This window comes from uncultured Ruegeria sp. (assembly GCF_947489545.1).
Taxonomy (GTDB): Bacteria; Pseudomonadota; Alphaproteobacteria; order Rhodobacterales; family Rhodobacteraceae; genus Ruegeria.
The window spans coordinates 72,496-97,668 of sequence record NZ_CANLDZ010000020.1 but is presented as its reverse complement, the minus strand read 5'-3'; the positions used below and the strand labels follow the sequence as shown (position 1 = coordinate 97,668).

18 protein-coding genes, 2 pseudogenes and 1 other annotated feature are annotated in these 25,173 nt (G+C 55.4%); of the genes and pseudogenes, 10 read left to right on the top strand and 10 right to left on the bottom strand.

All coding sequences use genetic code 11. The features are described from left to right. Positions 1–276 precede the first annotated feature (276 nt). Positions 277–1,293: a GlxA family transcriptional regulator gene (locus Q1B13_RS21795; protein ID WP_299083700.1), complete on the top strand. Its 1,017-nt coding sequence runs from the start codon at positions 277–279 to the stop codon at positions 1,291–1,293. Between the two features lie 462 nt (positions 1,294–1,755). Here the strand turns inward: Q1B13_RS21795 and Q1B13_RS21790 are convergent, their stop codons facing one another. The 6 genes and pseudogenes from Q1B13_RS21790 to Q1B13_RS21765 all read right to left on the bottom strand — a co-directional run bounded on the left by Q1B13_RS21790 (position 1,756) and on the right by Q1B13_RS21765 (position 7,528). Continuing rightward, on the bottom strand, positions 1,756–2,706 hold the full coding sequence (locus Q1B13_RS21790) for an NAD(P)-dependent oxidoreductase (protein ID WP_299083703.1): 951 nt from the start codon (positions 2,704–2,706) through the stop codon (positions 1,756–1,758). Continuing rightward, positions 2,703–3,158: a cupin domain-containing protein gene (locus Q1B13_RS21785; protein WP_299083706.1), complete on the bottom strand. Its 456-nt coding sequence runs from the start codon at positions 3,156–3,158 to the stop codon at positions 2,703–2,705. The genes Q1B13_RS21790 and Q1B13_RS21785 overlap by 4 nt, the downstream gene beginning before the upstream one ends. Positions 3,159–3,233: 75 nt before the next feature. Beyond that, entirely contained in the window at positions 3,234–4,676 is a 1,443-nt protein-coding gene (locus tag Q1B13_RS21780) for an aldehyde dehydrogenase family protein (RefSeq protein WP_299083709.1), read from the bottom strand. 22 nt (positions 4,677–4,698) lie between these two features. Further along, a complete protein-coding gene (locus tag Q1B13_RS21775; protein ID WP_299083711.1) occupies positions 4,699–5,298 on the bottom strand; it encodes a mandelate racemase/muconate lactonizing enzyme family protein in 600 nt (199 codons plus the stop codon). Between the two features lie 314 nt (positions 5,299–5,612). Then, positions 5,613–5,906 (bottom strand): annotated as a pseudogene (locus tag Q1B13_RS21770) (mandelate racemase/muconate lactonizing enzyme family protein); the annotation flags it as partial. Then, the gene (locus Q1B13_RS21765; RefSeq protein ID WP_299083716.1) at positions 5,903–7,528 is read right to left on the bottom strand and encodes a GMC family oxidoreductase; all 1,626 of its coding nucleotides are present in this window, start codon (positions 7,526–7,528) and stop codon (positions 5,903–5,905) included. The gene Q1B13_RS21765 and the pseudogene Q1B13_RS21770, both read right to left, overlap by 4 nt. A gap of 69 nt (positions 7,529–7,597) precedes the next feature. Between Q1B13_RS21765 and Q1B13_RS21760 the strand changes: the two genes are divergently transcribed. Next, positions 7,598–8,557 (top strand): LysR substrate-binding domain-containing protein, encoded by a 960-nt coding sequence (locus Q1B13_RS21760; RefSeq protein ID WP_299083719.1) that lies wholly within the window; start codon positions 7,598–7,600, stop codon positions 8,555–8,557. Between the two features lie 547 nt (positions 8,558–9,104). Here Q1B13_RS21760 and Q1B13_RS21755 read toward each other — a convergent pair. Continuing rightward, positions 9,105–9,689 carry a YceI family protein gene (locus Q1B13_RS21755; protein WP_299083722.1) on the bottom strand — a complete coding sequence of 195 codons (585 nt, stop codon included), beginning with the start codon at positions 9,687–9,689 and terminating at the stop codon, positions 9,105–9,107. 128 nt (positions 9,690–9,817) lie between these two features. Here Q1B13_RS21755 and Q1B13_RS21750 point away from each other — a divergent pair, with 128 nt between their 5' ends. The 8 genes from Q1B13_RS21750 to Q1B13_RS21715 all read left to right on the top strand — a co-directional run bounded on the left by Q1B13_RS21750 (position 9,818) and on the right by Q1B13_RS21715 (position 18,201). Then, a complete protein-coding gene (locus Q1B13_RS21750) occupies positions 9,818–10,549 on the top strand; it encodes an endonuclease/exonuclease/phosphatase family protein (protein WP_299083725.1) in 732 nt (243 codons plus the stop codon). Positions 10,550–10,641: 92 nt separating this feature from the next. Then, entirely contained in the window at positions 10,642–11,364 is a 723-nt protein-coding gene (locus tag Q1B13_RS21745) for a CDP-alcohol phosphatidyltransferase family protein (protein ID WP_299083728.1), read from the top strand. Then, the gene (locus Q1B13_RS21740) at positions 11,361–12,974 is read left to right on the top strand and encodes a sulfatase-like hydrolase/transferase (RefSeq protein WP_299083730.1); all 1,614 of its coding nucleotides are present in this window, start codon (positions 11,361–11,363) and stop codon (positions 12,972–12,974) included. Before Q1B13_RS21745 ends, Q1B13_RS21740 begins: the two co-directional genes overlap by 4 nt. Beyond that, on the top strand, positions 12,971–13,876 hold the full coding sequence (locus Q1B13_RS21735; RefSeq protein ID WP_299083733.1) for a lysylphosphatidylglycerol synthase transmembrane domain-containing protein: 906 nt from the start codon (positions 12,971–12,973) through the stop codon (positions 13,874–13,876). The genes Q1B13_RS21740 and Q1B13_RS21735 overlap by 4 nt, the downstream gene beginning before the upstream one ends. Then, positions 13,873–14,862, top strand: coding sequence for an ABC transporter substrate-binding protein (locus Q1B13_RS21730; protein WP_299083736.1), 990 nt, complete (start codon positions 13,873–13,875; stop codon positions 14,860–14,862). Before Q1B13_RS21735 ends, Q1B13_RS21730 begins: the two co-directional genes overlap by 4 nt. A 23-nt stretch (positions 14,863–14,885) precedes the next feature. Further along, positions 14,886–15,632, top strand: coding sequence for an ABC transporter ATP-binding protein (locus Q1B13_RS21725; protein ID WP_299083739.1), 747 nt, complete (start codon positions 14,886–14,888; stop codon positions 15,630–15,632). Next, positions 15,629–17,158 (top strand): ABC transporter permease, encoded by a 1,530-nt coding sequence (locus tag Q1B13_RS21720; RefSeq protein ID WP_299083742.1) that lies wholly within the window; start codon positions 15,629–15,631, stop codon positions 17,156–17,158. Before Q1B13_RS21725 ends, Q1B13_RS21720 begins: the two co-directional genes overlap by 4 nt. Then, positions 17,158–18,201, top strand: a complete 1,044-nt coding sequence (locus Q1B13_RS21715) for a glycosyltransferase family 4 protein (RefSeq protein WP_299083745.1) — start codon at positions 17,158–17,160, stop codon at positions 18,199–18,201. Before Q1B13_RS21720 ends, Q1B13_RS21715 begins: the two co-directional genes overlap by 1 nt. Positions 18,202–18,561: 360 nt before the next feature. Here Q1B13_RS21715 and Q1B13_RS21710 read toward each other — a convergent pair whose 3' ends face one another. From Q1B13_RS21710 to Q1B13_RS21700, 3 genes and pseudogenes are all read right to left on the bottom strand, one after another. Continuing rightward, complete coding sequence (locus Q1B13_RS21710; protein WP_299083748.1) at positions 18,562–22,047, bottom strand: matrixin family metalloprotease; 3,486 nt, start codon at positions 22,045–22,047, stop codon at positions 18,562–18,564. 583 nt (positions 22,048–22,630) lie between these two features. After that, positions 22,631–23,468, bottom strand: a pseudogene (locus tag Q1B13_RS21705) (IS3 family transposase); the annotation flags it as partial. After that, positions 23,133–23,249, bottom strand: a sequence feature (AL1L pseudoknot). (Overlaps the previous pseudogene by 117 nt.) Positions 23,469–23,732: 264 nt before the next feature. Beyond that, positions 23,733–25,001, bottom strand: a complete 1,269-nt coding sequence (locus Q1B13_RS21700) for a Hint domain-containing protein (protein WP_299083751.1) — start codon at positions 24,999–25,001, stop codon at positions 23,733–23,735. Positions 25,002–25,173 lie beyond the last annotated feature (172 nt).

Here is a 25,173-nt window from a genome sequence, read left to right as displayed (position 1 = left end):
TTTCGTGATCCCTGAATTCGGCCTCAGCGTAGCGCGCGAAAATTTCAAAAGTCTGCCAATATTTCACTTGCATATACATGCTTTTTCTTTCCCTTAGTTGGCATCGTCTAGACCATGACCAGACTCTCCTCACCAAAGGTCAGCGACGAAGAGATCTCCTTGTGGAAGGCGAGCGGCAACACTGTTACGCAGGTATGTGCCTGATCTAGTCAGCACCTTCACCCGGTGTATTGGTGCCTTTGATCCGTCGCGATCTGCATTGTGGGGGGAGAGGACATGACCCAAAAGAACTTTGTACCCAAAGGGGCCGCCAGTTTTCGCATTAGCTACGACGGGCCAGCGAAAGAGATCTATTTCCTGCTGCTACCAAAGCTGACCATGCTGGCCTTCAGTGCAGCAGTCGAGCCTCTGAGGATTGCCAATCAGGTCACCAACAAAGAGCTCTACAGATGGTTTCTGATCACCGAAGACGGAAGCTCTGTAATGTGCTCCAACGGTATCGAAATCACCCCGGATTTTGCCCTGCAAAATCTACCCCGTTCATCCAGATTTTTTGTCTGTTCGGGTATAGAACCAGCAGAAAGCACCAATCGCAAAGTTCAGTCCTGGATCAGCCGACAGATTGCCTTTGGGTGCAAACCCGGCGGCATTTGTTCCGGCGCGTTTGCACTTGCACAGGCAGGAGCTCTGACCGGCAGGCGGTTCACATTGCACTGGGAAAACCAACCGGCATTTCTTGAGCATTTCAATGATCTGGAACCGTCAGCAAATCTATATGAAATCGACAATGATCTGATGACCTGTGGAGGTGGAAATGCGGCAACAGACTTGATGTTAGACATGATCGAATCCGACTTTGGAAAAGACCTGGCGATAATCGTCTCTGACATGTGCATTCACTCCCGTTCGAACAACAGGCAAACCCTTCAAAAATCCGCCTTTTCGGTGGCATTGGGCAGCCGGAACCAACATCTGATCAACGCGATGCAGATCATGCATGAAAACCTGGAAGAACCGCTCGATATCTCCGAAATCACTGAAGCCGTAGATATCTCCCGCCGTCAGTTAGAACGGCTTTTTCAGAAATATGTCGGGACCTCGCCTACGCAGTATTACATCGAGCTACGGGTTGCACGGGCTTACGCCTTGTTAAATGAAACCGAGATGACAGTGTCAGAAATTGCGGCTGCCACAGGTTTTGGCAGCGCCACTCAACTTACAGTTCGATTTAAAAAACGCTATGGCGAGGCGCCAACTTCCTTTCGAAGAGGCTGGTCTGAAAGGCGCGGATGATCGCGTCACATCTTCAATAACGCTTTTTAGACACAAGTCTTGGGTTCTCGGATGATCCGGCACAACTGCGATATGCTCCTCTGTCCAGAAGCCGCAATCGACCAACGCACCAATGACAAAGCGTGTTCCTTCAAGACGTTTCTGACTAGCGAAGCCTACTGCGAAGCAGCCAGGTGTTGGCGCGAACAATGCGGAGATCAATCGCCTGCCGATACCTGAGCAGCCGCGGTCAACCAATACTGTGTGAACCCGAGAAGGCAAAAAGGAGAACCATGAAACTAGGGCACCTGCAGCACGCCAAATCCGCAGCTTAGCTTAAACCAGATGAGAAGTGACAAAACAAAGTCAAGCTGGCACCTGTCTCAAACCATCGATAACAGACAAGTACCTGACATATATTGACTTTTAAAAGTGCCCATGAAGACGCGTTGTCACTTAGCTAAGCGGCGAACACCTCTCCTCTCAACTCCGCCCCGTTGGGATGACCTCATAGCCGGGTTCCTCGGGTTCATCGTCCGTCATTTCCGGTGGAAATCCCGGTGCTCGGATATCCAGACCGGTTGCATCCTCCAGACGCTTGATGATGTTTGGTGACAATTCACGATCACCATAACGAGCGATGCCATCGTCGAAGATGCTGCAAATCAACGGTGAGATCTCCAAAGGCACGTTGTTGCGCTCTGCGATTTCCTGGAATAGCCCCACGTCTTTTTTAACCAAATCCATGGTGAATGAAATATCCCGAGACCCATTCAAAATGACCTGACTTTCGGTGACATGGCTGAAGGATGTTCCCGACGAGATCTTGATTGCCTCATATGTGGTGTTCAGGTCCATTCCGGCAGCTTTCGCAGTGACAAGCGCCTCGGCGTTGGCCGCCAGATGAACGGTTGCCAGATAGTTGGTCAACACTTTCAGCATCGACGCCGATCCCAGATCACCGGTATGCAATACCCGACGTCCTAAAGTGGTCAGCAAAGGCAAAATACGTTCGAACGTGGGGCGATCACAGCCTGCAAAGATTGAAATATTCCCTGTATCAGCCCGGTGGCATCCACCCGACACGGGACAGTCAACAGCGGCCCCGCCCGCCGCGATAACCAGACCTCCTAGACGCTCGGCCTCGGCCTGATCAGTCGTCGACATCTCCATCCAGATCTTGCCTTCGCGAACCTCAGGCAACATCTCTTGTAGGACAGCATCAGAGGCGGCGGGTGACGGCAGGCATGTGATTACCGCATCGCAGTCACGCATCATCTGTGCCGGATTTTCGCCAGCCGTTGCGCCCTTGGTGACTTTTTCGGCAACCAGATCAGGGTTCAGATCAAACACAGTCAGATCAAAGCCGTTCCGCAGCAGACTACCGCTGAGTTTGCCACCGACATTGCCGAGGCCAATAAATCCTATTTTCATTGTTCCCCACCCTGTTGCTGAGAAAAGTTGTAAACCACGTCACCAAAGCGATTTTCCGGAAATCCGTAGACGAACTCAATGCCCTCAGTGCCAGCCGTTATGCCATGTATTGCCCCGCCCGGAATGAAGATCGCCATGCCCGGGCCAACTGATGTAATCTTGCCGTCAATTGAAACCTCTGCATATCCGGATACGACAAAATAGAACTCTGCCGGGTCGTGACTGTGCAGTGGCAAACTGCCGAAGGCCGGAATACTCGCGATCCCCAGGACCAGATCTGTTGATGACATACGGTCCCCACAAATCAACGTTTGCCACATCACGTCGCCATACCTCGCGTCAAAACCGCCTTCGATTGGCGCGTCGTCGCGATGGGTCGCCCAAGCGCTGGTTGTATTTTCGGAGCCGGAGGCAGACGGCTCCGGAAGAAAATCGAGGGTGGTGTGCGACATTGCACTCTCCGATGAAATGGCTGCCTTTTTTGGTCAGCCAGGGTTGATGTTGCGAATGTTAGGATTTGGCTTGGCTCAGGTCGTTAGCCCAAGCCCGCCTCTGACTTTGAGTTCTAGGTAATCTTCCAGCCCAAACGGCCCGCCTTCGCGCCCGTTACCGGATTGTTTGTACCCCCCGAACGGCGAGCCGTAGTTGGTGCTTTGACCGTTGATCGTGACGGTGCCCGCGCGCAGCGCGGAACAGACGCGCTTGGCACGCTCCGCGTCTCCTGTCTGAAGGAATGCGGCCAGGCCAAATAACGTATCGTTGGCGATGGTGATCCCTTCCTCTTCAGCCTCAAACGGGATGATGACCAGAACAGGGCCAAAGATCTCTTCGCGCGCGATACGCATTTGGTTGTTCACATCCGCAAAAACGGTCGGACGGGCATACCAGCCGTGTTCAAACCCAACGGGTTTGCCAAGGCCACCAGCCAAAAGCCGCGCGCCTTCGTCCAGCCCGACCTGAATCATTGCCTGAACGCGGTCATATTGTAACTGGCCGAAGAGAGGACCAATATGATCACCGGGATCAGCAGGCTCCCCAATCTTTTGATCAGCGGCGGCACGGGATGCAATCTGAAGGACGGTTTCATAACAACTGCGCTCGACCAGCATACGGGTTGGCGCGTTGCAAGACTGGCCAGTGTTTTGAAAGCAATTGGCAACCGATGCAGTTACGCGCGCCTCTAGATCCTTACCGTTATCAGCAAAGATCAGGTTGGGGGATTTCCCGCCTAGTTCCAGCGCCACACGTTTGACTGTATCGGCGGCGTCCTTTGACACGATTATGCCTGCCCGGGTCGAGCCGGTGAAGGACATCATGGCAATGTCTGGATGACGCGACATTGCCGATCCAACCTCTGGGCCATCCCCGAAGACCAGATTGAAAACACCTGGCGGATATCCCGCCTCGTCGATGAGCTCGGCAAAAAGTGCTGCCGAAAGCGGTGTGTATTCCGAAGGTTTCAAAACGCAGGTGGCCCCAACCGCCAAAGCAGGCAGGACCTTTTGCGCGACCTGGCTGATTGGCCAGTTCCACGGTGTGATCAACCCGCAGACGCCGATCGGTTCGCGATGCAGCACATCGCCGTTTGGCAGGGTCTCGCAGTCAACGTGAGCCTTCAGCACCTCGATGAACGACTTGATATGGTCTACCCCACAACCCGCTTGCATCGCACGCGACATATCGATGGGAGCGCCCATTTCGCGGGTGATCGCCCAAGCCATCTCTTCCAGCCGGTTGGTGTAAACTCCCAGCAAGCGGTTCAGCAGCGCGATACGCTCAGCCTTGGAGGTTTTGGAAAACGTCTCAAAGGCCCGGCTTGCGGATGCAACAGCCCGATCGACATCCAAAGCGGTGCCAAGCGTGACTTCGCCCAGAATGCTATCGTCTGCAGGATTCTTAATAGCGAAGCGCGTGCCATCGACCGAAGCCACCCAACCGCCATCGATATAGTGTTTGTTCAGCTTTTCCATTGCGTTCACCATTCATGAGTGATCATGTGTTCACGGGCTCGGCCACCATATTCAGGTGCAATTCTTTGCCGGTATAAGGATGCGCGGCGATGACCGCATCGTTTAACTCCGCGCCCAACCCCGGAGACACCGGGGGGAGGACAAAACCCGCCTCCCAGGAGATGGGCGTGGTCAGGAAGTCCATAAACGGGCCGTCAAAGCGACCGATGGATTCCAAGATCAGAAAATTGGGACTGCAAGTTGCGATCTGGATATTTGCTGCGGCCACAACGGGGCCACAGTACAAATGCGGAGCAATCTGCGCCTGACGCGTTTCGGCCATGGATGCTATTTTCTTAGCTTCCAGCAAGCCACCTACCCGACCCAGGTTCATCTGTAGAATTGAGGCTGCGCCAGCTTCGAGCAGGCGGGCAAACTCATGCTTGGTGCAAAGCCTTTCACCTGCGGCAACCGGGATGGCAGTGTAACGGGCAACTTCTGCCATATCGGCCGGGTTTTCCGGCGGAATGGGCTCTTCAAACCAAAGCGGGTCATAGGCCTCGAGCCGTCGTGCCATCCGTTTGGCACCCGACGCTGTGAACTGGCCGTGGGTACCAAACAGAAGATCGGCCTTATCGCCCACAGCGCTACGGATCTGTCGGCAGAAAGCCTCGGACAGGTCCAGATCGCTGAGCCGTGGCTGATGGCCGTCATAAACTGTGATGGACCTGCGGGGTCGAATTTGACGGCAGTAAAGCCCTGTTCAACAGCCCGCACCGCCGCCTCAGCGGCGATATCCGCGTCATTGTAGACGTTGGGCTCATCAGGGTCCGGGTAAACATCGCCTTCGGCGGGATAGAGGTAAGTGTAGCTGCGAAGGCGGTCGTGAACTTTGCCGCCCAACAGCTGATAGACCGGCTGATCGGCGGCTTTGCCGATTATGTCCCAGCAGGCCATTTCAAGCCCGCTCAGCACGCCCATCACAGTTACATCGGGGCGCATAGTAAACCCGGCGCCATAGGTCTGACGCCAGAGCCGTTCAATATGGTGCGGATCCCGACCAGCGAATTGCCGTTCAAACACATCATGCGCCATGGCGGTACAAAGATTGGGCCCGAAGGTTGCATTGTAGATTTCGCCCACGCCGGTGATGCCGCAGGCCGTTATGAGGCGCAGAAAGATAAAGTACCGGCCGCCGTGGCGTGGCGGCGGGTTTGCCACTACGAAGGTTTCAAGCTTTTCCAGTCTCATACTGCACCTCCTTGCCGGATCGGTTGTGCCGTATCCTGCAGGATCATTTCAGCGCCGCGCGCGGCCAGCATCATGACAGGTGCATTGGTGTTGCCAGACGTCACGTTGGGAAAAGAGGATGCATCGATCACCCGCAATCTTGACACGCCATGCACCCGTAAGCGCGCGTCCAGAACAGAAGATTTAGCCGAGGCGCCCATGCGGCAGGTGCAGCTGGCGTGATAGATCGAACTGGCGCGCGCCTGAAAATCGGCAAGCAAATCATTGTCGGACATGGCCGCGATATCCGGACCGTCGCGCAATACAGACCGAATGGCGGGCGTCTCTGCCAGTTTTTGTGCGGCACGACCTGCTGCAATGGCAAGCGCGCAGTCTTCGTTGGTCGAAAGCGAATAAGGTCTGATGTCTGGCGCAGCATTCGGATCGGCTGAGGTGATCGCCACCTCACCCCGGCTGGTCGGGCGGCAGGGCTGCACACATATCAGAAACCCGGCCTTAGCTGCGACGTCAGTTTTGCCACCAGCGCGCACTGCGTAGGACATCGGGTTGCAGTATATCTGCAGATCCGCACGCTGGCCTTGGTCGGAACCTACAAAGCCGCTGACCTGATTGATCGGTACGCTGAGCGGCCCGGCCCGTGTCAGAAGATACTGTAAACCCGCCGCGATTTTCCCGGGCCAGCTGCCCAAGCGGTTGTTCAACGTCGGCTCGGTGGCGGCAAACTGATAGGAAATTCCCAGATGATCCTGCAGCCCCTGACCCACTTGCGGCAGGTTGGCCTGAACTTTGATCCCGTGGCGTTGCATCAGCTCTGCCGGGCCGATCCCTGAAAGCTGCAAAAGCTGTGGCGAGTTGATCGCGCCAGCGCTGACAACCACCTCACGTCCCGCCATGGCCTGCACCCGCCGCGTGCCTTGACTGTACTCGACCCCAGTGGCGACACCGTTTTGCAGTACTATTCGTTCTACCAGAGCGTTTGGCACAACCCGCAGGTTTTGCCGCTTCAATGCAGGTCGCAAAAACGCATCAGCTGCCGACCAGCGCCGCCCGTTTTTTACAGTACAGCGCAGACGCGCAACCCCTTCTCGTATTGCCCCATTCAAATCATCAACGACAGGCCACCCCGCTTGTTGGGCAGCCTGCAGAAAATGGGCAGAAAACGGATGCATACGCGTGCCGACGTCACTGACATGCACCTGCCCGAAACTGGGCCCTTCGGTTTCATATCGGTTTTCAAAGGTTTCAAGTTGGGAATAGGTTGCGCTGACAGACTGCCAGTTCCAACCCGTCGCACCAGCGGTCTCCCAATCGTCGAAGTCATGGGGAAGGCCTTGCAGGTAAGCCATCGCATTGATCGAAGACGATCCGCCAATCACCCGTCCACGCGGCCAAAAGGCAGCGCGATTGGCAAGACCAGCGTCGGGTTTGGCGGTGTAGCACCAGTTCAAAGATGGATTATCGTAGGTCTTACCATACCCCAGCGGTACCTTGATCCAGAAGCGGCGGTCGCTGCCGCCCGCCTCAATCAGCAAAACCTTGTGACGTCCACTCGCCGAAAGCCGATCAGCCAGAACACATCCTGCTGAACCCGCTCCTACGACAATGAAATCGTACGCCTCCACCCACGCCTCTCCCTGCAATTGCCACGGCTCTATCGTTGGCCCGGTGACATTTCTGCAAAGAGTTCCCACATGATGATTGTTAATTCAAACAATGGATTTTATGGTATTGACCTAAAATTATTTAAAGGTTGTGCGCTTATGGACCTACCTCACCCAACCTGGCTCCGTACCTTCGAGGCGGCCACTCGGCTCGGTAGTTTTTCTGCCGCGGCGGCTGAACTTGGGTTAACGCCAGCAGCAGTCAGTCAACAAATGCGCTTGCTTGAAAAGCATCTAAAAACAACTTTGTTTGAAAGACTGCCGCGCGGCGTTGCTTTGACGGATATGGGCAAAGCCTATGCCCAACCTGTTCGCAAAGGCCTGAGCGACATGCAGGTTGCCACTGCGGGTTTGTTTGGCAAGACGAAGCGACAACAACTCAAGGTTCGGGCATCAATCTCTTTTGCGGCTTTGATCATTGCACCCAGGCTGAACGAATTTTTCGCCAATCATCCCCATATCGACGTAGAACTGTCTACATTCGTCTGGGCCAACAGATTTCAAGAGGGGATAAGTGATGTCGATATCCGTTTTGGATACGGAGATTGGTCAGATGGTCGTGTTACACATCTTGGTCATGAATTTGCTGTCCCAGTTTGCCATCCAGATTTCCTAGGAAACTTCCAAGGCGAACCAACCCTCGATATACTGGCCGCACAGCAGATCATTACAATTCACGGGTCTGAATCCGATTGGCCACAGCTATTTCAACAACTCGACCTTTCGATGCCTGTTCAGGCCAGGGTAACACGATTTGATTCATCCTTGATGGCTTTGCAGGCCATCAGCGCAGGGCCCGGGATGGCCATCGTATTAGAGAGCTTTGCGCAATCGTTCATTCAACGAGGGCTCGTTACGTCGCCGGTGACGGAAAAGATTGCCATCCGACCCGCTCATTTTCTGGTAGAACGCGATGGCTCTGAGCGCCGCGACGAGATCCGTGCCTTTTCAGATTGGATCAGAACCATCTATTCGGATACCGCAGGCTAACCATTCCACAAATTGCTTGGTTTTTCGCGCCCGCCAACGCCGAACAGTATGTAGCGATCAAATCAGGGTCCATTTCCTAGCCTACCACAATTACAGATGTCATTCCTGCCGGAAGGCCGTTTGGCGCTTCTGAAAAATCACACGTGTCAACTCTCCTAGTGCAAAGCCACCTTTGGTCCATATCCTTTATTCAGCTCGGGTCGGCACCGAAACACTGCGAGGCGTTCTACTTCCTTGGACATTTCCGCAGCATCGCCGATGCCGATCTGATCTGGGCAACAAGCGTGCCATAACCAATCGGGGCCTGGACCCTTCGGGTTTCCTCAAAGAAGTGGTCCTTATGTTTTGAAGATCGATGAAATCAAGGCTTTTGGCGCCTGGATGCCACCAGCTGGGTAGGTTGAAATCTGAACATCAGAATTCTGGAGGTAACGCGGCAATACCATGCGCGCAGTGCATCTTTATTAAACTGTATCGATCTGACCTGATCCGCCGTGCATGTTTCCAATCGGGTTCGATCAGACTTGGATGTCGACCCAACTTGACATCACTCTATCTTCATCGCCTCGGTTTCAATACTGATGTTGACTACATCCCCGACCAGCCCGTTTTCCACCGCATAGGTCATGCCGAAATCGCTGCGCTGGATCGTGGCAGTCATCGACAAGCCTAGAACCTCGCGCTGGTGGCCGAACGGGTAGTCTGCAATCTTGTTCAGCGTCACGTTAAGCGTCACAGGCTGGGTCACGCCAAGGATCGCAAGGTCGCCGGTGACGGTTCCGGTGGTATCGCTGGTAGGAGCGCCGCCGCTGGCAACAAAGGTGATTTCGGGATGTTCCGAGACATGCAGGAAATCAGGTTTGCGCACATGCCCATCGCGCGCTTCGTTGAACGTGTTGACCGACGCCGTACCTATCGTCACCGAGACATCACCCAATTCTTGGGTGTCCACGTCATACATGAAACTGCCGTTGACGTCGGTGAATATACCGAGTGTCTTGGCGAAGCCGATGTGATCCACGGTGAAGTAGATGGATGTGTGTTCCGGGTCGAGTTCATACCGCGCCATGTCCGCCTGCGCAGTTGCTGCGAAAGTGGTGAAGAAAGCCGTTGTGACAAGGAGCGTACGCATGGTTTATGTGTCCTGTTCTAAGCGCGTGAAATGCCTCGGGGGGCGAAAACATCGCCATCGGGGACGCGCGGTCTAACTCTGCTATTGTGCCATATAGGGTGGTTGAGAGATAGGGCAGGTTCGATCTGATGCAGGCTGAGCAGCTGCGATGTGCAACGTGGAACATCCACCGCGCCAAGGGAAGTGACGGCAACGTCGATCCTGGGCGCATTGTCGAGGCTATTGATCATTCACTCACACCTCTGGGCCTACATGTTCTGGCCTTACAAGAGGCAGACGGAGAGTGCCGACCTCACGCAAGTGTGGTCAATGTGCAAGAGATCGCAACCCGCACCGGGCTCGAATACATCCATGACTGCGCGCTAAGATGGGGAACCGAAAGTGATGGGTTTCTGGGCACCATCCTGTTTTTGTCACCGTCGCTGGAACGTACGAAAACCGACTTGATAGATCTACCGGGTCATTGTCACCGCGGTGCCGTGTCTGTCGAGGCAACGTTTAACACACGCGAGGTCAGGATCGTGAGCACTCATTTGTCTCTGTCGCAGCCTCTACGCATCATCCAGATGAGGACCATCGGGCAATATCTGCGACGGCGCCCGCCCATGCAAACCATCCTGCTTGGAGATCTGAACGAGTGGCGTCCCTGGAGCGGGCTGATGCTCAATCGCCGACTGATTGGTACTGCGCTGCGCGGCCCTGCCCGCCGCACATTTCCCAGTAGATGGCCACTTCTGCCGCTGGACCGTATCCTGACCAACGCACCGGGTAAGGTGCTGCAATTGCGCACCGTTACGTCGACAAAGGTAGCTCTGGCCTCGGACCATCTGCCCCTGGAGGCGACGGTCACAGTTCCGTGATGTGGTTGTATAGTCCGCGTGGCCGTGGGTTATCTAAGGTGTCCAATGCCGCCCGCGGACCTAAGTAACAGACGAATTGGGTGAAGTAACACATGTTTCGCAGCACACCACACCTTGTCGAGCAGACGCTTGAGCCCCGCACACCAATAATCGGGTTCTTGGGTGTTTCTGCTGTTCTGGGAGTTGTGCTGGCGCTGGTGTCGTTCTTTGTCTACGGCATGTTTGCAGTGCCGATTTTGATCTTCGCCGGGGCAGCGACGGTGGCGGGGCATGCTCTGAACAACAGATATCCGCACCCGGTTCTGGGCGCCTGCAACATCGTCACCCTGGCGCGCGTGGCCATGATAGCCTTTCTGACTGGGGCGCTTGTGTCGCCTGACGTGTCCGTCTGGGTGGTGTTTGCAGTGGCAAGTTTGGCTTTTGCGCTGGACGGCGTTGATGGGTGGCTGGCCCGACGAGCGGATCTGGTTTCGGATTTCGGTGGGTGGTTCGATATGGAAACGGATGCCGCTTTGGGGGCAGTGATTTCACTATGGCTCCTGATCAGCGGGACCATCGGCGCTGAAATCCTGATCTTGGGATTCATGCGCTACGCTTTTGTCGCGGCAGCCTTCGTGTGGCCGGCGTTGCAAGCGCCCTTGCCGCAAGCATTCCGACGCAAAGCAATCTGTGTCGTTCAGATCGCAGCGCTGATCTTTCTGATCTTTCCCCTGACACCGCAGGTCGCTGCAATACCCGTCGCTGCAATTGCAGCCCTGTTGCTAAGTTGGTCGTTTCTGGTCGACATCCTTTGGCTTGTGAGGCGCGCCGCATGAGGCGCGTTGTGGCACTGGCCGTTTCCGCAGCGGTGGTCTTTGCCGTTCTGGTATTGCCGAACCATCCGGGCGCCGTGGCATGGAACACGCTGAACCGCTGGCCGCTGGAGCTGCCAGTGTTGCTTCTGGGTATGGTGGCCATTGGGCGGCGTATGGGTGTGACTTACGTCTGTGCGCTTTTGCTATTGCTGGCTATCGTGATCAAAGTTGCAGATTTCGGGATGTTCAGCGCCTTCAACCGCACGTTTAATCCCATCCTCGATACGTTTCTAATTGGCGCAGGTCTGTCTCTATTGCGCGAAAGCGTTGGGGGCGTGCTAACCGTATTGGTGATCATCGGGACCGCAGGGTTGCTGGTTCTTCTGTTTCTGGTGCTCGAGCGCAGCTTGCGCACTTGGGCTTCAATTGGGCCCGCTCGCTCGCTGCGCGTAACAGCGGCTTTTCTGGCGCTGTTGTGCGCGGGCTGGGCTGCGGCAGATACCGGGCATCACTTCGAATACTGGCGCTTTGACAAGAGCCCGCCGGGCACGGCCTGGACCACGCGCTTAACACTCAAACGCGGAATCGAGGTGCAGCAAACCGCCACGGAGCTTGCCCGATTTACTGCAGAGGCAAACAAAGATACCTACGCGAATTCTGCCGGTCTCTTGAATGCGCTTGAAGGTCGGGACGTTGTTTTGATCTGGATCGAAAGCTACGGGCGCGCCAGTTTTGACAATCCACTATATGCGCCGACCCATTTGGAAACACTGCGCGTGGCCGAGTTCGAGATCGCACGCTCTGGTATGGCGATGAAAAGCGGTTGGTTGACCTCACCCACCTCGGGCGGTCAGAGCTGGCTTGCTCATGGTGCCTTGGCAAGCGGGCTATGGACGACGGACAGTGGGCGCTACACCGCGATGCTGGCCAGCGGTCACAAGTGGTTGTTCCACTTCGCTCAGGATGCAGGCTACCGCACGACGGCGATCATGCCCGCGATCACTATGGGATGGCCAGAAAGCCTTGCGATGGGCTTTGACACGGTCATCCCGGCAGCAGACATCCCCTATGAGGGCGCGCGCTTTCGCTGGGTCACGATGCCTGACCAGTTCACATTGGCCACTTACCCTGCACTATTACCCGCGGACCCGCGCCCGGATTTCATACAAGTCGCCTTGATCTCCTCGCATGCCCCGTGGACGCCAATCCCGGATGTGGTGCCGTGGGATAGGGTTGGCAATGGGACGGTTTTCAACGAAATGGCGGCCCGCGGACCTGCGCCAAAAGATCTCTGGCGCGACCGGGACGCTGTGCGCGATGCTTATCGCAGGTCCGTGGACTACGCGCTGCGGGTTACGTTCGAGCATGTGGCGGACCTGGGCGATAACGCGCCGCTGGCAATCGTCGCAGGCGATCATCAGGCTGCAGGATTTGTGGCGGGAAGCGACAACAAGGATGTCGCCGTGCACATGATTGGCCCGCCGGACCTTCTGAACCTGATTGATCATTGGGGATGGACCGATGGGCTTGTCCCTTCAGCAGAGGGTCCGGTGCGACGCATGGACAGTTTCCGCAATGACTTTCTGGATGCTTTCACGCATGCGCAACTTTCGAAGATGGCCGGCCAATGAGTATGGGTGGGGTTAAACTTGCGGTTTCAATTGGCTGCCTTGCCATTTTGCTTTGGTGGACCAACCCCGCAGAGGTGCTGGCGCAGTTGCGCGGCGCGGACATGAAGTGGATTGCGCTGTCCTTGCTAGCTTTGACAGTCGCTACCTTTTCGATGGCCGACCGCTGGAAAACCACCGCCGGCGCATTTGACATACGCTTCAGTTACGCGTTCGCCTTGCGCGAATACTACCTCGCCCAGTTAATCAACAGCGCCTTGCCCGGTGGCGTCGCAGGTGATGTGACCCGAGCGGTCCGGGCCCGTGGCGCTGCGGATGTTATCCGCGCTGCGCAATCGGTGATGGCCGAACGGATGCTTGGCCAGGTCGCCATTCTCGGTCTCATGTACGCAGGTTTTACCATCACTCTAGCGATGCCTGCAGGCCCCGACTGGACCCGTTTGAGTCTGCTTGTCTTGGTGGTCCTGACAGGGTGCGGTTCGACGGCTTGGTTGGTTTCAAGACGCGATAGCGAGACTGGACGGTTCGTTCAAAAGGTCCTGAAGCTGATCCCCCAACCTGTCATTCTTCTCCATTGTGCAATCACCACACTGTGTCTGATCTTTGGCTTTTACGCTTGCGCGCGGGCAATAGGCACCGTCATTCCGGCCGAGGCGTGGGCAACGCTGATCCCGCTGATATTGTGCGCGATGCTGATCCCTCTGTCGGTTGGCGGCTGGGGTTGGAGAGAGGGCGCTGCCGCAGCCCTCTTTCCGATGATCGGTGCGCCCGCCAGCGCGGGTATCGCAACCGGGGTCACCTACGGTGTCGTGCTCTTCGTCGCAGCGCTGCCCGCTGCTGCTATTCTTGTGGCCCAGAGCTTTTCCGGAACCACCTTAAACAAGGAGAAACCAGATTTACCATGACACAACCTGCACATCTCACCCGCCGTTTCTTTCTGCAAACCAGTGCAGCAGGGGTGGCAACCGCAGCCGCGGGCGTGCCTGCGTTCGCCGCCACGTCGGTTAACTTCCAGCTTTCATGGCTGCATTCCGTACAATTCGGTGGCAGCTACATCGCGGCGAAAAAGGGGTACTGGACTGAACAAGGCCTCGATGTTTCGCTTAGTCAAGGCGGTCCCAACGCCCCGGTCGAGCCGCCGGTGGTCTCTGGCACAGCTTTGGTCGGGGTTTCCGCCGCCGACTACACAGCCGCCGCTGTTTCCCAGGGCGCACCGTTCAAGATCATCGCCGTGGCCATGCAAAAGAACCCGTTCGCCATTGCATCGCTGGCGGCGAACCCGGTGAACACGCCGGCAGACCTTGTGGGCAAACGGATCGGCATGGCGGTCGCCAATACGCCGGTGCTGCAGGCGCTTTGCACTCTGAACAATGTCGACATCAACGATATCGAGATTGTGCCAACGCAATATGACCCCGCCCCACTGGTCAGCGGTCAGGTCGATTGCCTGCTGTGCTGGGAAACGGATTTACCGGTCGCGATGACCGTAAAGGGCGTCGATAATACGACAATGCTGATGGCGGATCATGGCTATGCCCTGCATTCCCAAACCTATATCGCGACCGAGGAGTCGATCGCCAACCAGCGTGCTGATCTCGTTGCACTGATCAAGGGCGAGGTGATGGGCTGGAATGACTACCTGAACGACACGGATGCCGCCGCTGCGCTGACGGTCGAGATGTTCCCTGATGCAGGTCTCGACCTACAAACCCAGAAGCTACAGGCCGCACGTCAAGTCCCGTTGATGTTCTCTGACCTGACCGCCGAAAACGGCTTTGGCTGGTTCACCGATGACACGGTGTCAAAGAACATTGAGACTTTGGCCCTGCTCGACCATGACGTGTCGGCGGGTTTATGGGACAGGTCGATACTGGAAGAGGTGCATGGCTGATCCAGCGCAAGGATTGCCGCGGCATGGCCAGCGTAGACATTCACTGCGATAGCATCACCAAACGATTTGGCGGAACCGAAGTGGTTATACCATTTTCTGTAACGCTTGCCGCAGGGCAGACCACCGCGCTCGTGGGTCCTTCAGGGTGTGGAAAGTCAACTATATTGCGGATGATTGCTGGGCTCGACACGCCAGACAGCGGGACGGTAGCACTGGGTGCAGAGCCACCTAGGACGGTTGCTCGGAACGGAGCATTGGCCATGGCCTTTCAGGATCCGTCGCTGCTGCCCTGGCGCAGCGCGCGCGCAAACATTGCCCTTGGAGCCGAGTTGGCGCGCAAACCCGTGGGTGATGTTGATGCGCTGATTGACCTTGTGGGACTTGGCGGTTTTGCCGACCACCGCCCGGGTGAGCTATCAGGCGGTATGCGCCAACGCGTCGCGATCGCACGCAGCTTGATTTCAGAACCCGATGTGTTGTTGCTGGACGAACCCTTCGGTGCAGTCGATGCCATGACGCGTCGACGGTTAAACGAAGATCTGCCACCGCTTTGGCGATCCCGTGGGGCGACCGTTGTGCTTGTCACCCATTCAGTGCAGGAAGCCGTGCTTTTGTCCGACCGTGTTTTGGTCTTGTCACCGCGCCCCGCGCGCGTGGTTGCGGACATCCCGATTGCACTGACAGGGACCCGGGACAGTAAACTTGTCCAGACTGCAGAGTTCGCAGCCTTGTCGCAAGAGATCTTCGCCGTTTTAGAGGACAGCATATGACCGTACTGCGCTTGCTAATATGGCTCTGTGTTGTGTTGGTTTTATGGGAAGGTGCTTTGCGCTTGGTGCCGGGCAGCCTGTTGGTAAGCAGTCCTTTGGCAATTGCGGGATATGTATCAAACAATGCCGCGCTGCTTGCCCGCGCTGCGTTAGAGACGTCTGTCAACGCCGCACAGGGCTTTGTCTGGGGGAATCTCGCAGCGATAGGGTTGGGCACCATAATGGTCGTCTTCCCCCGCAGCGCGCGAACGCTATCTGCCGCTTGCCTGCTTGTGTTTTGCGTGCCGTTGATTGCCAGTGGACCCATTTTGCGCGTGTTGTTTGGGCCAGGCACTGGGCCACAGATCGCGCTTGCCGCCTTGGCAGTTTACTACACAACCCTACTCACGCTACTCGTCGGCTTGCGCGCTGTGTCACAAACTTGGACTGATCTGATGCGCGTTTATGGCCGTGGTCCGATGTCGACCCTGATCCGCGCGCGGGCGCGCGCAAGTTTGCCATATCTCTTCGTGGGCCTACAAATCAGCGCACCTGCCGCCCTTTTGGGGGCCATGATCGGCGAGTTCACGGGTGCAGAACGAGGGCTGGGTGTACTGACCTTGCGCGCCATGCGGGGGTTGGACACAAATGCGACATGGGCGCTGGCGCTTATTGCTGCACTGATCGCCATGATCGCTTATGGGTCGATCGGCTGGTTTGGTCAGCGCGTCGTTGCGTACAGGCCCGTCATTCTGTTGTCGGCACCTGCCGTCTCTGCACGTCAGAGACCATGGAAGTACCTGGTCGAGATTGGGTTCACTACGGCTTTCGTGCTGATCCTTTGGCAAGTGTCGATGGATGCATTAGATCTCAACCGCTTTTTTGCGAAACGTCCCGGCGATGTGTGGGCCTTTCTGGCCGAGGCGCAAAATCGGAACACAGTTTTGTCGGCTCTCGCTGAAACCTTGTCTTTTGCCTTACCTGGATACCTTGCCGGCCTTGCCTTTGGCGCGGCGCTGGCCGCATTGGTGGTTTTGTCGCCGACATTGAACCGCGCAACAATGCCGGTTGCAGTAGCGCTGCGTGCTGTGCCGATCATCACGACTGCACCGCTTCTGGTGCTTGCCTTCGGGCGCGGTCTGGTCGGGACCGTGGTCGTCGTCGCAGTAATGATCTTCTTCCCGACATTTGTCGCCTGCCAGCAGGGTCTTCGCCAAACGCCCGGTCAGGTCGTTGACCTTTTCAGAAGCTATGACGCCGGTCGCTGGCACTTGCTGCGCGCAGCACAAATACCAGCAATGCTGCCCGCCTTTTTCGCCTCTGCCCGCATGGCCGTGCCAGCCGCTTTGCTGGCGATCACAACAGTAGAATGGCTTGCGACAGGCAAAGGCATCGGCGTTTTGATGGCCACAACGGCGAGCACATCCAACTACAACATGCTATGGTCCTGCGTTGTGATCCTCGCGGTTGTCGCAGTGGTGGTTTATGCCGCTGTCGCCGCAGTGGAGCATAGGGTCCTGCGCATATACGCGAATGAACAGGTGTGATGATTCAAGCCGTTTTTGCTATCCCGGGCGACAAGGATCGCCGCACCGGAGGCTTCATATATGAAGCCCGTGTGCTGCATGAATTGAACGAGATGGGCTGCAGCATAGCTCATTTGCGATTGCCGGACAGCTTTCCCGATCCTACCACCGCAGACATGGCGGCGGCTCTGGATGCCCTGTGCGCTGTGCCCTCGGATCAACCAATCATATTGGATGGTCTTGTTTTTGGGGCAATCGATCCCGACGGTCTTGCCGAAGTTCAAGCGCCAATCATTGCGATGATCCACCATCCTCTTGGCCTGGAAACCGGACTGCCCAAAGCGCGTTCCGCTTTTCTGCTGCAAAATGAAGCTGCCGCTTTGCGCCATGCCGATCATGTTGTGGTTCCGAGCTCTGAAACAGCGCGCATTTTATGCCATGATTTTGGTGCAGAAGCACACCGGATCACAATCGCACCGCCCGGTTTTGATAGGCCGGTTGTGAACCGTCAGCTCTCTGATCCACCGCTCGTTCTCTCCGTCGGGCTTTTGGCACCTCGTAAGGGTCACGATGTCTTACTAGACGCTTTAGGGCATCTCGAAGCCCTCCCTTGGCAGGCCGAAATCGTAGGCAAGACACATGATTGGGACTATGCCGCCGCCTTGTTCAAGCAGGCACGCGCGCTTAACATCGACGCGCGCGTCACTTTTACAGGCGAGCTTGATGAGAACGCCCTGACGGCCCGTTTCAATGCAGCATCGGTTTTTGTTTTGGCCACGCGCTACGAAGGCTACGGCATGGTGCTGAGCGAGGCGATGATGTACGGGTTACCAATCGTCTCTTGCCGTGTCGGTGCCGTGCCGACAACAGTTGGCAAGGCTGGGATTTTAGTTGCGCCCGACGATCCTGGCGGCTTGGCAGATGCTTTGCAACGGGTCATTCAGAACACGCGCGAGGCACAACGGCTCTCTCGCTTGTCGTTACAACGGTCATCTACGCTGCCCCAATGGCGAGACACGGCCCATGAGTTTTCGACGATAATAGCGCGGCTTAGATGCGCATGAGTATTCCCCCAAACGGCCGCGGAATACGACCCCCCACAAGAAGCCCATATGATCCACAAGATGTCATTGGCCTTGACGTTAGAACGCCTCTTCGAGCTAAGCGTGACGTTACTAAACCACGCAGTCTTTGTGAAAGTGCGCGTTGCAACCCTCGAGTATGGGCATAATGTTGTAGTTTCCACGAACAACGGCTTTCAGGGACCCCGGCTGGGATCCGCGAATGTCGGCTGAGGGCCACGAGCAGAGAATGTATCGAACCGTCCGACTTTGGTTCTGATCCCAATGATCCAGAAACGCCGATGTCAGACAGCTGAGCCGCCCAGGGGTACGGCTAAGTCACGCCACCCGATACCAACAAGCTCAGATCAAAAAGACATCGTCATTCAGCAGATCATCAAGAAGACCCAACCCTGCAACGTCAACGTCTTTGGATGGCACGGGCTCCACCTCTGGGGCTTCGTCTCGTTGCAATGAGTTCCAGATCATCTCCTGATCGGTCTCCATCGGCGCGTCGCTCTGAATTTCAACAAAGTGAATCTCGTCAGAGTCGTCCACAATTGGGGCCTGCTTTTGGAATTGCGCAAATTTCGGTAAGGCGTAGCCAACCGTTCCGCTGCCGTTGATGTCGTATTGGTAGAAGTCTTCGACATCGATAACGTCAGGGATAATCTCTCCGCTGAGATAAGCTCCGGAACTGTTCAAAGTCCATTCCACATAGGTGCCGTCGGTGTTTTGCAGCAGAACTTTGTAGCCGCCCCCAAAAGCTTCGGCATGTAATGCTGTCCATCCCGGAAGAGTGTTTGGGCCAATGTTCTGCCCGTTCCAAGTCAGAGTTTTGGTGCCATCCACAACATATGTATCTTGCGCCGAAACGTCCAGATTCACAGACCCGTTGGTTTCGATATTGCTGACAACAACATGACCGACGTTGTTGTCGCCATCGATATCGGCATCATAGAAGGTCTCGACATCGACGACGTTGCCGATCACCTCACCAGCGACGTATTCGCCAGTACCGTTCAGCGTCCATTCGACATAAGTGCCATCTGTGTTCTTCAACAGAACTTTATAGCCGCCGGCAATTGCTTCGGCCTGTAGCGCAGTCCACCCCGGCAGAGTGTTTGGGCCAATGTTCTGCCCATTATAGGTCAATTGCTTGTCACCATCGATGATGTAGCCGGTTTGTGTCGAACTCTGAAGCGTGATAGCGCCAGCGCTTTCAATGCTTGTGGTGACATGACCAACAGTGCTGTCGGTATTCAAATCGACGCCATAGAAAGCTTCAAGGTCATACACGTTGCTTGCAACCGCACCGCTGACATAAGCTCCGGAACTGTTCAAAGTCCATTCCACATAGGTGCCGTCGGTGTTTTGCAGCAGCACTTTGTAGCCGCCCCCAAAAGCTTCGGCCTGTAGCGCAGTCCATCCCGGCAGAGTGTTTGGGCCAAAGTTCTGATTATTCCAGGTCAGAGTTTTGGTGCCATCCACAACATATGTATCTTGCGTCGAAACGGCTAGGTTCACGGACCCGTTGGTTTCGATATTCGTGACAACATGACCGACGTTGTTGTCGCCATCGATATCGGTATCATAGAAGGTCTCGACATCGGCGACGTTACCGATCACCTCACCAGCGACGTATTCGCCAGCACTGTTCAGCGTCCATTCGACATAGGTGCCATCTGTGTTCTTCAACAGAACTTTATAGCCGCCGGTAATTGCTTCGGCCTGTAGCGCGGTCCACCCCGGCAGAGTGTTTGGGCCAATGTTCTGCCCATTATAGGTCAATTCCTTGTCACCATCGATGATGTAGCCGGTTTGTGTCGCATTCTGCAGCGTGACAGAACCAGCGTTTTCAACGGTTGTGGTGACATGACCAACGGCACTGTCGTTATTCAAATCAGCGCCATAGAATGCTTCTAGGTCATACACGTTGCCTGCAACCGCACCGCTATCAAATTTTCCATCACTGTCCAAAATCCATTCGACATAGGTGCCGTCAGTGTTTTGCAGCAGCACTTTGTATCTATCGATCTCAAAAGCTTCGGCCTGGATGACAGTCCATCCCGGCAGAGTGTTTGGGCCAAAGTTCTGCCCGTTCCAGATCAAATCTTTGCCATCGATGATGTAGCCAGTTTGTGTCGAATTCTGAAGCGTGACAGCGCCAGCACTTTCAACCGTTGTGGTGATATGACCAATGTTGTTGTCACCGTTTAGATCGGCCCCATACACCGTCTCCAAATCAACAACATTGGCAACATTCGAGCCACCTGTAGCTTCGCCCTGGCTGTTCAGAGTCCATTCTGAATAAGTACCGTTCACATTCTGCCAAAGCAGGCGGAAGCCTGTTGCTGTTTCTTCAGCCTGAATAGCGCTCCAACCTGCTAGTGAGTTTTGCCCGATGACCTGGCCATTCAATTTCAAGGCAATATTGTCCGATCCTCCATCGAGGACATAGATACCGTGGGCCGCATGTTGCAGAACCGTACCATTGGTTTCGATGTCGCTGATTTGCATGGCCTGCATCACACCCGCTTGAGTGAACCCCTGCAAACCATTGGAGAACTGGAACGTCTCTACGTCATTGGAAACAGTAAACGTGACACCGTTAATAAGATTTGTGAACCCGAAAGTCGTACCATTGTTCAGGAATAGGTAGTCAGTGATGGTGTAGACGAACCGGATCGTGTCGAAGCCCGAACCGCCGATGAAAGATCCGCCGTTGCTGGATACAACTGCGATGTCATTGTCGCCCCCACCGTTGACCACATCTACACCAGCTCCTGCAGCGACATAGATCACGTCGTTGCCACTGCCGCCATTGATTGTGTTGCCGTTATAGCCGTTGGACAAGGAATAGAAGACGTCGTTGCCTGCGTTGCCAGACAGCACGTTCGACGCAAGGTTGCCAAAGATTATGTCGTTGCCCGATCCACCGGACGCATTTTCGATCACAACACCATGGGCGATGGTGTATCCACCTCTCACGCCTGAGGCAGACGAGACCGCTCCACCACCCGTGGCTGAATAGTCAAGCGTCGCCGGGCGGAGGTCCAGAACGGCATCGTTGCCGGCGATATGTGCCAATGTATCGATACCACCGGTGTCCCAAATGGATTGATAGCCGGTTCCCGCAGCATTTACCGCATCCAACGTATAAGTGTTATTGCCAGAGTTGGTCGAGGTATTGGCGCCATACATTGCCTGCAACGCCGCTATATCCAAAGCACCAAGCCCTGTAGAGCCACCAGAGGTTGCGGATAAAGGCAGGATGCCATTTTGACTGGTCCACCCGTCATTGTAGGACATGACGGTAAAAATACCTTGGTTCAGGCCCGCTACACCGAACGAGTCAAATGGCTGGGTCACACCAGCCATCACCGAAGAACCTAACCCGTCATCATGAGGGTGACCCAAACCCAAAGCGTGACCAAGCTCATGCAGAATCGTAGTGAAAAAATACCCGCCAGGTGCACCGTTCGAGGCGTTCCAGTAATCAGTGTTGAAGGCGCCATACAATGGCGTGCTGCCCCCGGCGACCGGAGCCTGGTGAAAGCCCAGAATTGACGGCCGCGAAAAAAACGAACTGGGTGCTACAACCTCGATCAGATCAGCGCTGGCGATGCTTGTTTCAACAAAATTTATGTTCGCCACCGACTCAATCACATCCAGAGCCATTTTGAATTGCGCTCTGAGGCTTGGCGTCCAAGCCCCTGTGTCCAAATACTGGGCGAGACTATACGTGATGGTCGTAACCGTATTGGGATTCCCATCACCAAAGGCATAATTACCCTGAATGGCACTGAGAGGGGAAGAAGCTGAGGGACGGGGTATGTTGGTGAACATTCTTCTGCTTTCGGGTTCTTACTGAAATTCTGAACTAATTTGAACGGCTAAACTGTTTGTTAAGGATTATGCAACTTTGATGCGAGGCGTCAGTCCTGGTTTTAGGTCGAAAATCCATACCGGTTACCGCAAGGACACAGTCTAAAGCGTGACGTTACCGTCGAAATGAGCGTTCCCGAGCACGACACCTGTGCCGGGAAAGGTTTGGATTCTTTTTCCTATATACATGCCATATGCCGAGTTGATTGCCGGGTATAGTTAATTCGGCATTAGGCAAGTATTCGTTCGTTTCGAAGCAAGGGCTTGAAGAGTATGGTGGCGAGCATTGGCTTCATTTTGGGCCGTGTTTTTGCAATCATTTCAGGCAAGTGAATTTACATCTGAAAGCAGTCTACGTTAGGGGTGTGGCAACAATTTGACGCGCGCCAGCCATCAACGCTACCAATGCCCGATCCATGTCAAACACTGAGGAAGCAGGGTGATCATTGAGAGGTCGCTTCGACCACGCCGAATCGAGCATTTCAACATGCGGAATCTGAATCGCTCCGGTTTAGCCGGAGGCCCTTAGATTCATTTCGCGCGACCAATCGATACATACGAGGGTGGCCATTTCCAGATCCTGCACGTTGCGCCTCGGGCCCCGGCTGATAGACAAGCTCGGTTTTGTAGAGACCGTTATCGTCTCAGCGAGGGCATAATCGTAACTGTCGCCAGCGCGGCCGACCGACGGCTCGAGCTCGGCTTCAGCCAAACGCTCTGTGTATCGTTTGGACGGGTATTGCCGACCGCGATCCGAGTGATGGATCAATCCCTCTTTCTGGACAGAGCGTCGATCATGCAGGGCTTGTTCCAGAGCATCGAGAACAATGTCTTGCTAGGCAGAGATGTACGTAAATCACTGACCCACATCAAGTTTGGTGCTGGGGCCCGAAACACGCGGTTCACCTTATCAGGTGGACATCGCGCTGGCGTGTTGGGGACCGTTGTTTTGGCCACTCATCCGCGCGCGGCACCCCGGATGCCAATCTGTTTCAGTCGGCGCTCTACCGCACAGCGCAGCATGCAAGTTGATGATAGAAAGTTGACGGCGCAGTCGGCAGCACCCTGCAGATCGACTCGGTACCGTGAACAACGCGCTGAGCTTCAATGAAGGCGATCATCGCTTCAGCGGGCGGACGAGTTCCGCTTGCGCAGAACAGGCGCTTGTCTTGCAGAGGATCTCACTCGCTTGGCGTAGCTCGCGGACCTCACGTTCGAGAGCTTTGATCCGCTCCCTTTCCTCGGTGGGGATACCGTCTCACATCCTGCTGTCTTTCTCGGCCTGCTTGACCCATCCGCTCAAGGTCTGAGGAATACAGCCGATCTTGGTGCGATGGCCGTGATCACCCCGCCTGCGCCTCATAGGAGCCTTGATGCTCGAACTGATCTCCCTCCCCTGTTGCTTGTTGTTCTTTTGAACCTGGCGGGGCAGATCAGCACCCTTAAACAAGTCGCGGTGGAGCTTGCCAACATGTTCAGCAAACTAAGGGTTACGAACATGGCGCGTGGGGAATTTGTGACGATCGGGACCTACGTTCCAGACATAACATCGATGCCAGGGCTGCCCGGTTGGGTGCAGTAGCCCGCTTTGACGAGGCATCAAAATTTGCGCCAAATCCAATCTCGTAAGTATCACGATGCTTCGATCAGGTAAGCTCAGGGCTACTGAACAGGCTCGCCTCGAAGCGCTTTATGACCGGTCGAGCTGTAGTGTGCGTATCTTTCGTTCCGTGCAATAACTCTGGAAAGATTTCGGTCAGTTCTTCGTAACCTGCCTGTTCCTCTTGCGTAATGTAATCGCCAGCGAAAAAGCTCTCTAGAAGCGCGCCGTCAGAGAAGATGATTTCGTGTTGGTCAAACATGAAGTGCGTGTAGGTGACTTGATCGCAGGGCTCGCGAAATATCCGGTCGCCGTTGCACAGATGCTTCGCGGCGGAAAGCAACTCAGGTTCCTGAAGCCAAAGCTCGCATTTCCAACCGGACAATAGAACGCGATGTTGTGGAGAAAGTCGGATCCGCCGCTTGTTGCCAATTGAGCCCGGTAGAAAACAGATTGGAGCATGCTTGCCGCGACCGGAAACAGTCCGTTTGCCGATCCACCGGATCGGTTTTGGGCCATGATCTAAGGTTTCAACCAGATCGCCGCAGACAAGGTCTTCGACCAGCATATCTCCCTTGGGTGTTCTGATTGGCGTACCGTCAGTAAAGCAGGCGACCGTGACATTCTCAACATTGACATAGACGAAAGTATTGCCGTTGGGCAGGGTGACGTTACCCCCTGTTGAGCCGGGCGAGAACGGTACGAATGTCGATCCCGCCGGCAGGACCAGACTATCAGTTCCCGCTCCGCCCTGGACGAAAACCGTGTTAAGCCCCGCATTAATGATGTCGTCGCCTTCGCCGCCATCTAGGTTCCCGGAACCGTCTTCTCCAAAAAGTACATCATTGCCTTCGCCGCCGGAAAGGTTGTTCGACCCTGAACCACCACGCAACAGATCGTCACCGTCGCCACCGTTAATATTGTTGTTCCCGGTGCCGCCGATCAGCGTATCATTGCCATCGCCGCCGGTCAGAGTGCCGCCAAGACTGCCGTCGTCCTGAAAGGTATCGTTACCGCTGCCACCGGTATAGCCACTGCCATTCAGGCCGACCGATCCGCTAACGTTACTGTCGGCATCGTTGCCTTGATACTGGACAAACTGGTTGAACGATCCCGCAGCCAGATCCGCATCGGTGTAGGTCGTGGTCGTGCCGGTGGATGTGTCGGAAAAAGTAATAGAGCTACCAGTTATGGTGATCTGGAAATTGTCACTGATACCGCGCGCGTCGATTGTACTGTCCGGGCCGACGTCCAGACCCGCCCAGAATGACGGATCAGATATATTGGCATCGGTAAGAACGACGAAGACAGGCATTGTCTTTTACCTCTAGCGGCCAGACGGACGCATTCGGACGGTTTCCGTCTAAATCAGAACTGCTTGATAATACCACTCATTCTACAACGGAATGCTTCGAGTTCAAATTGCACAAAAGAGAAATAGCTTCGCTTGGATAGTTTTTGCCGATGCCGGACACTCTCCGGTCGTT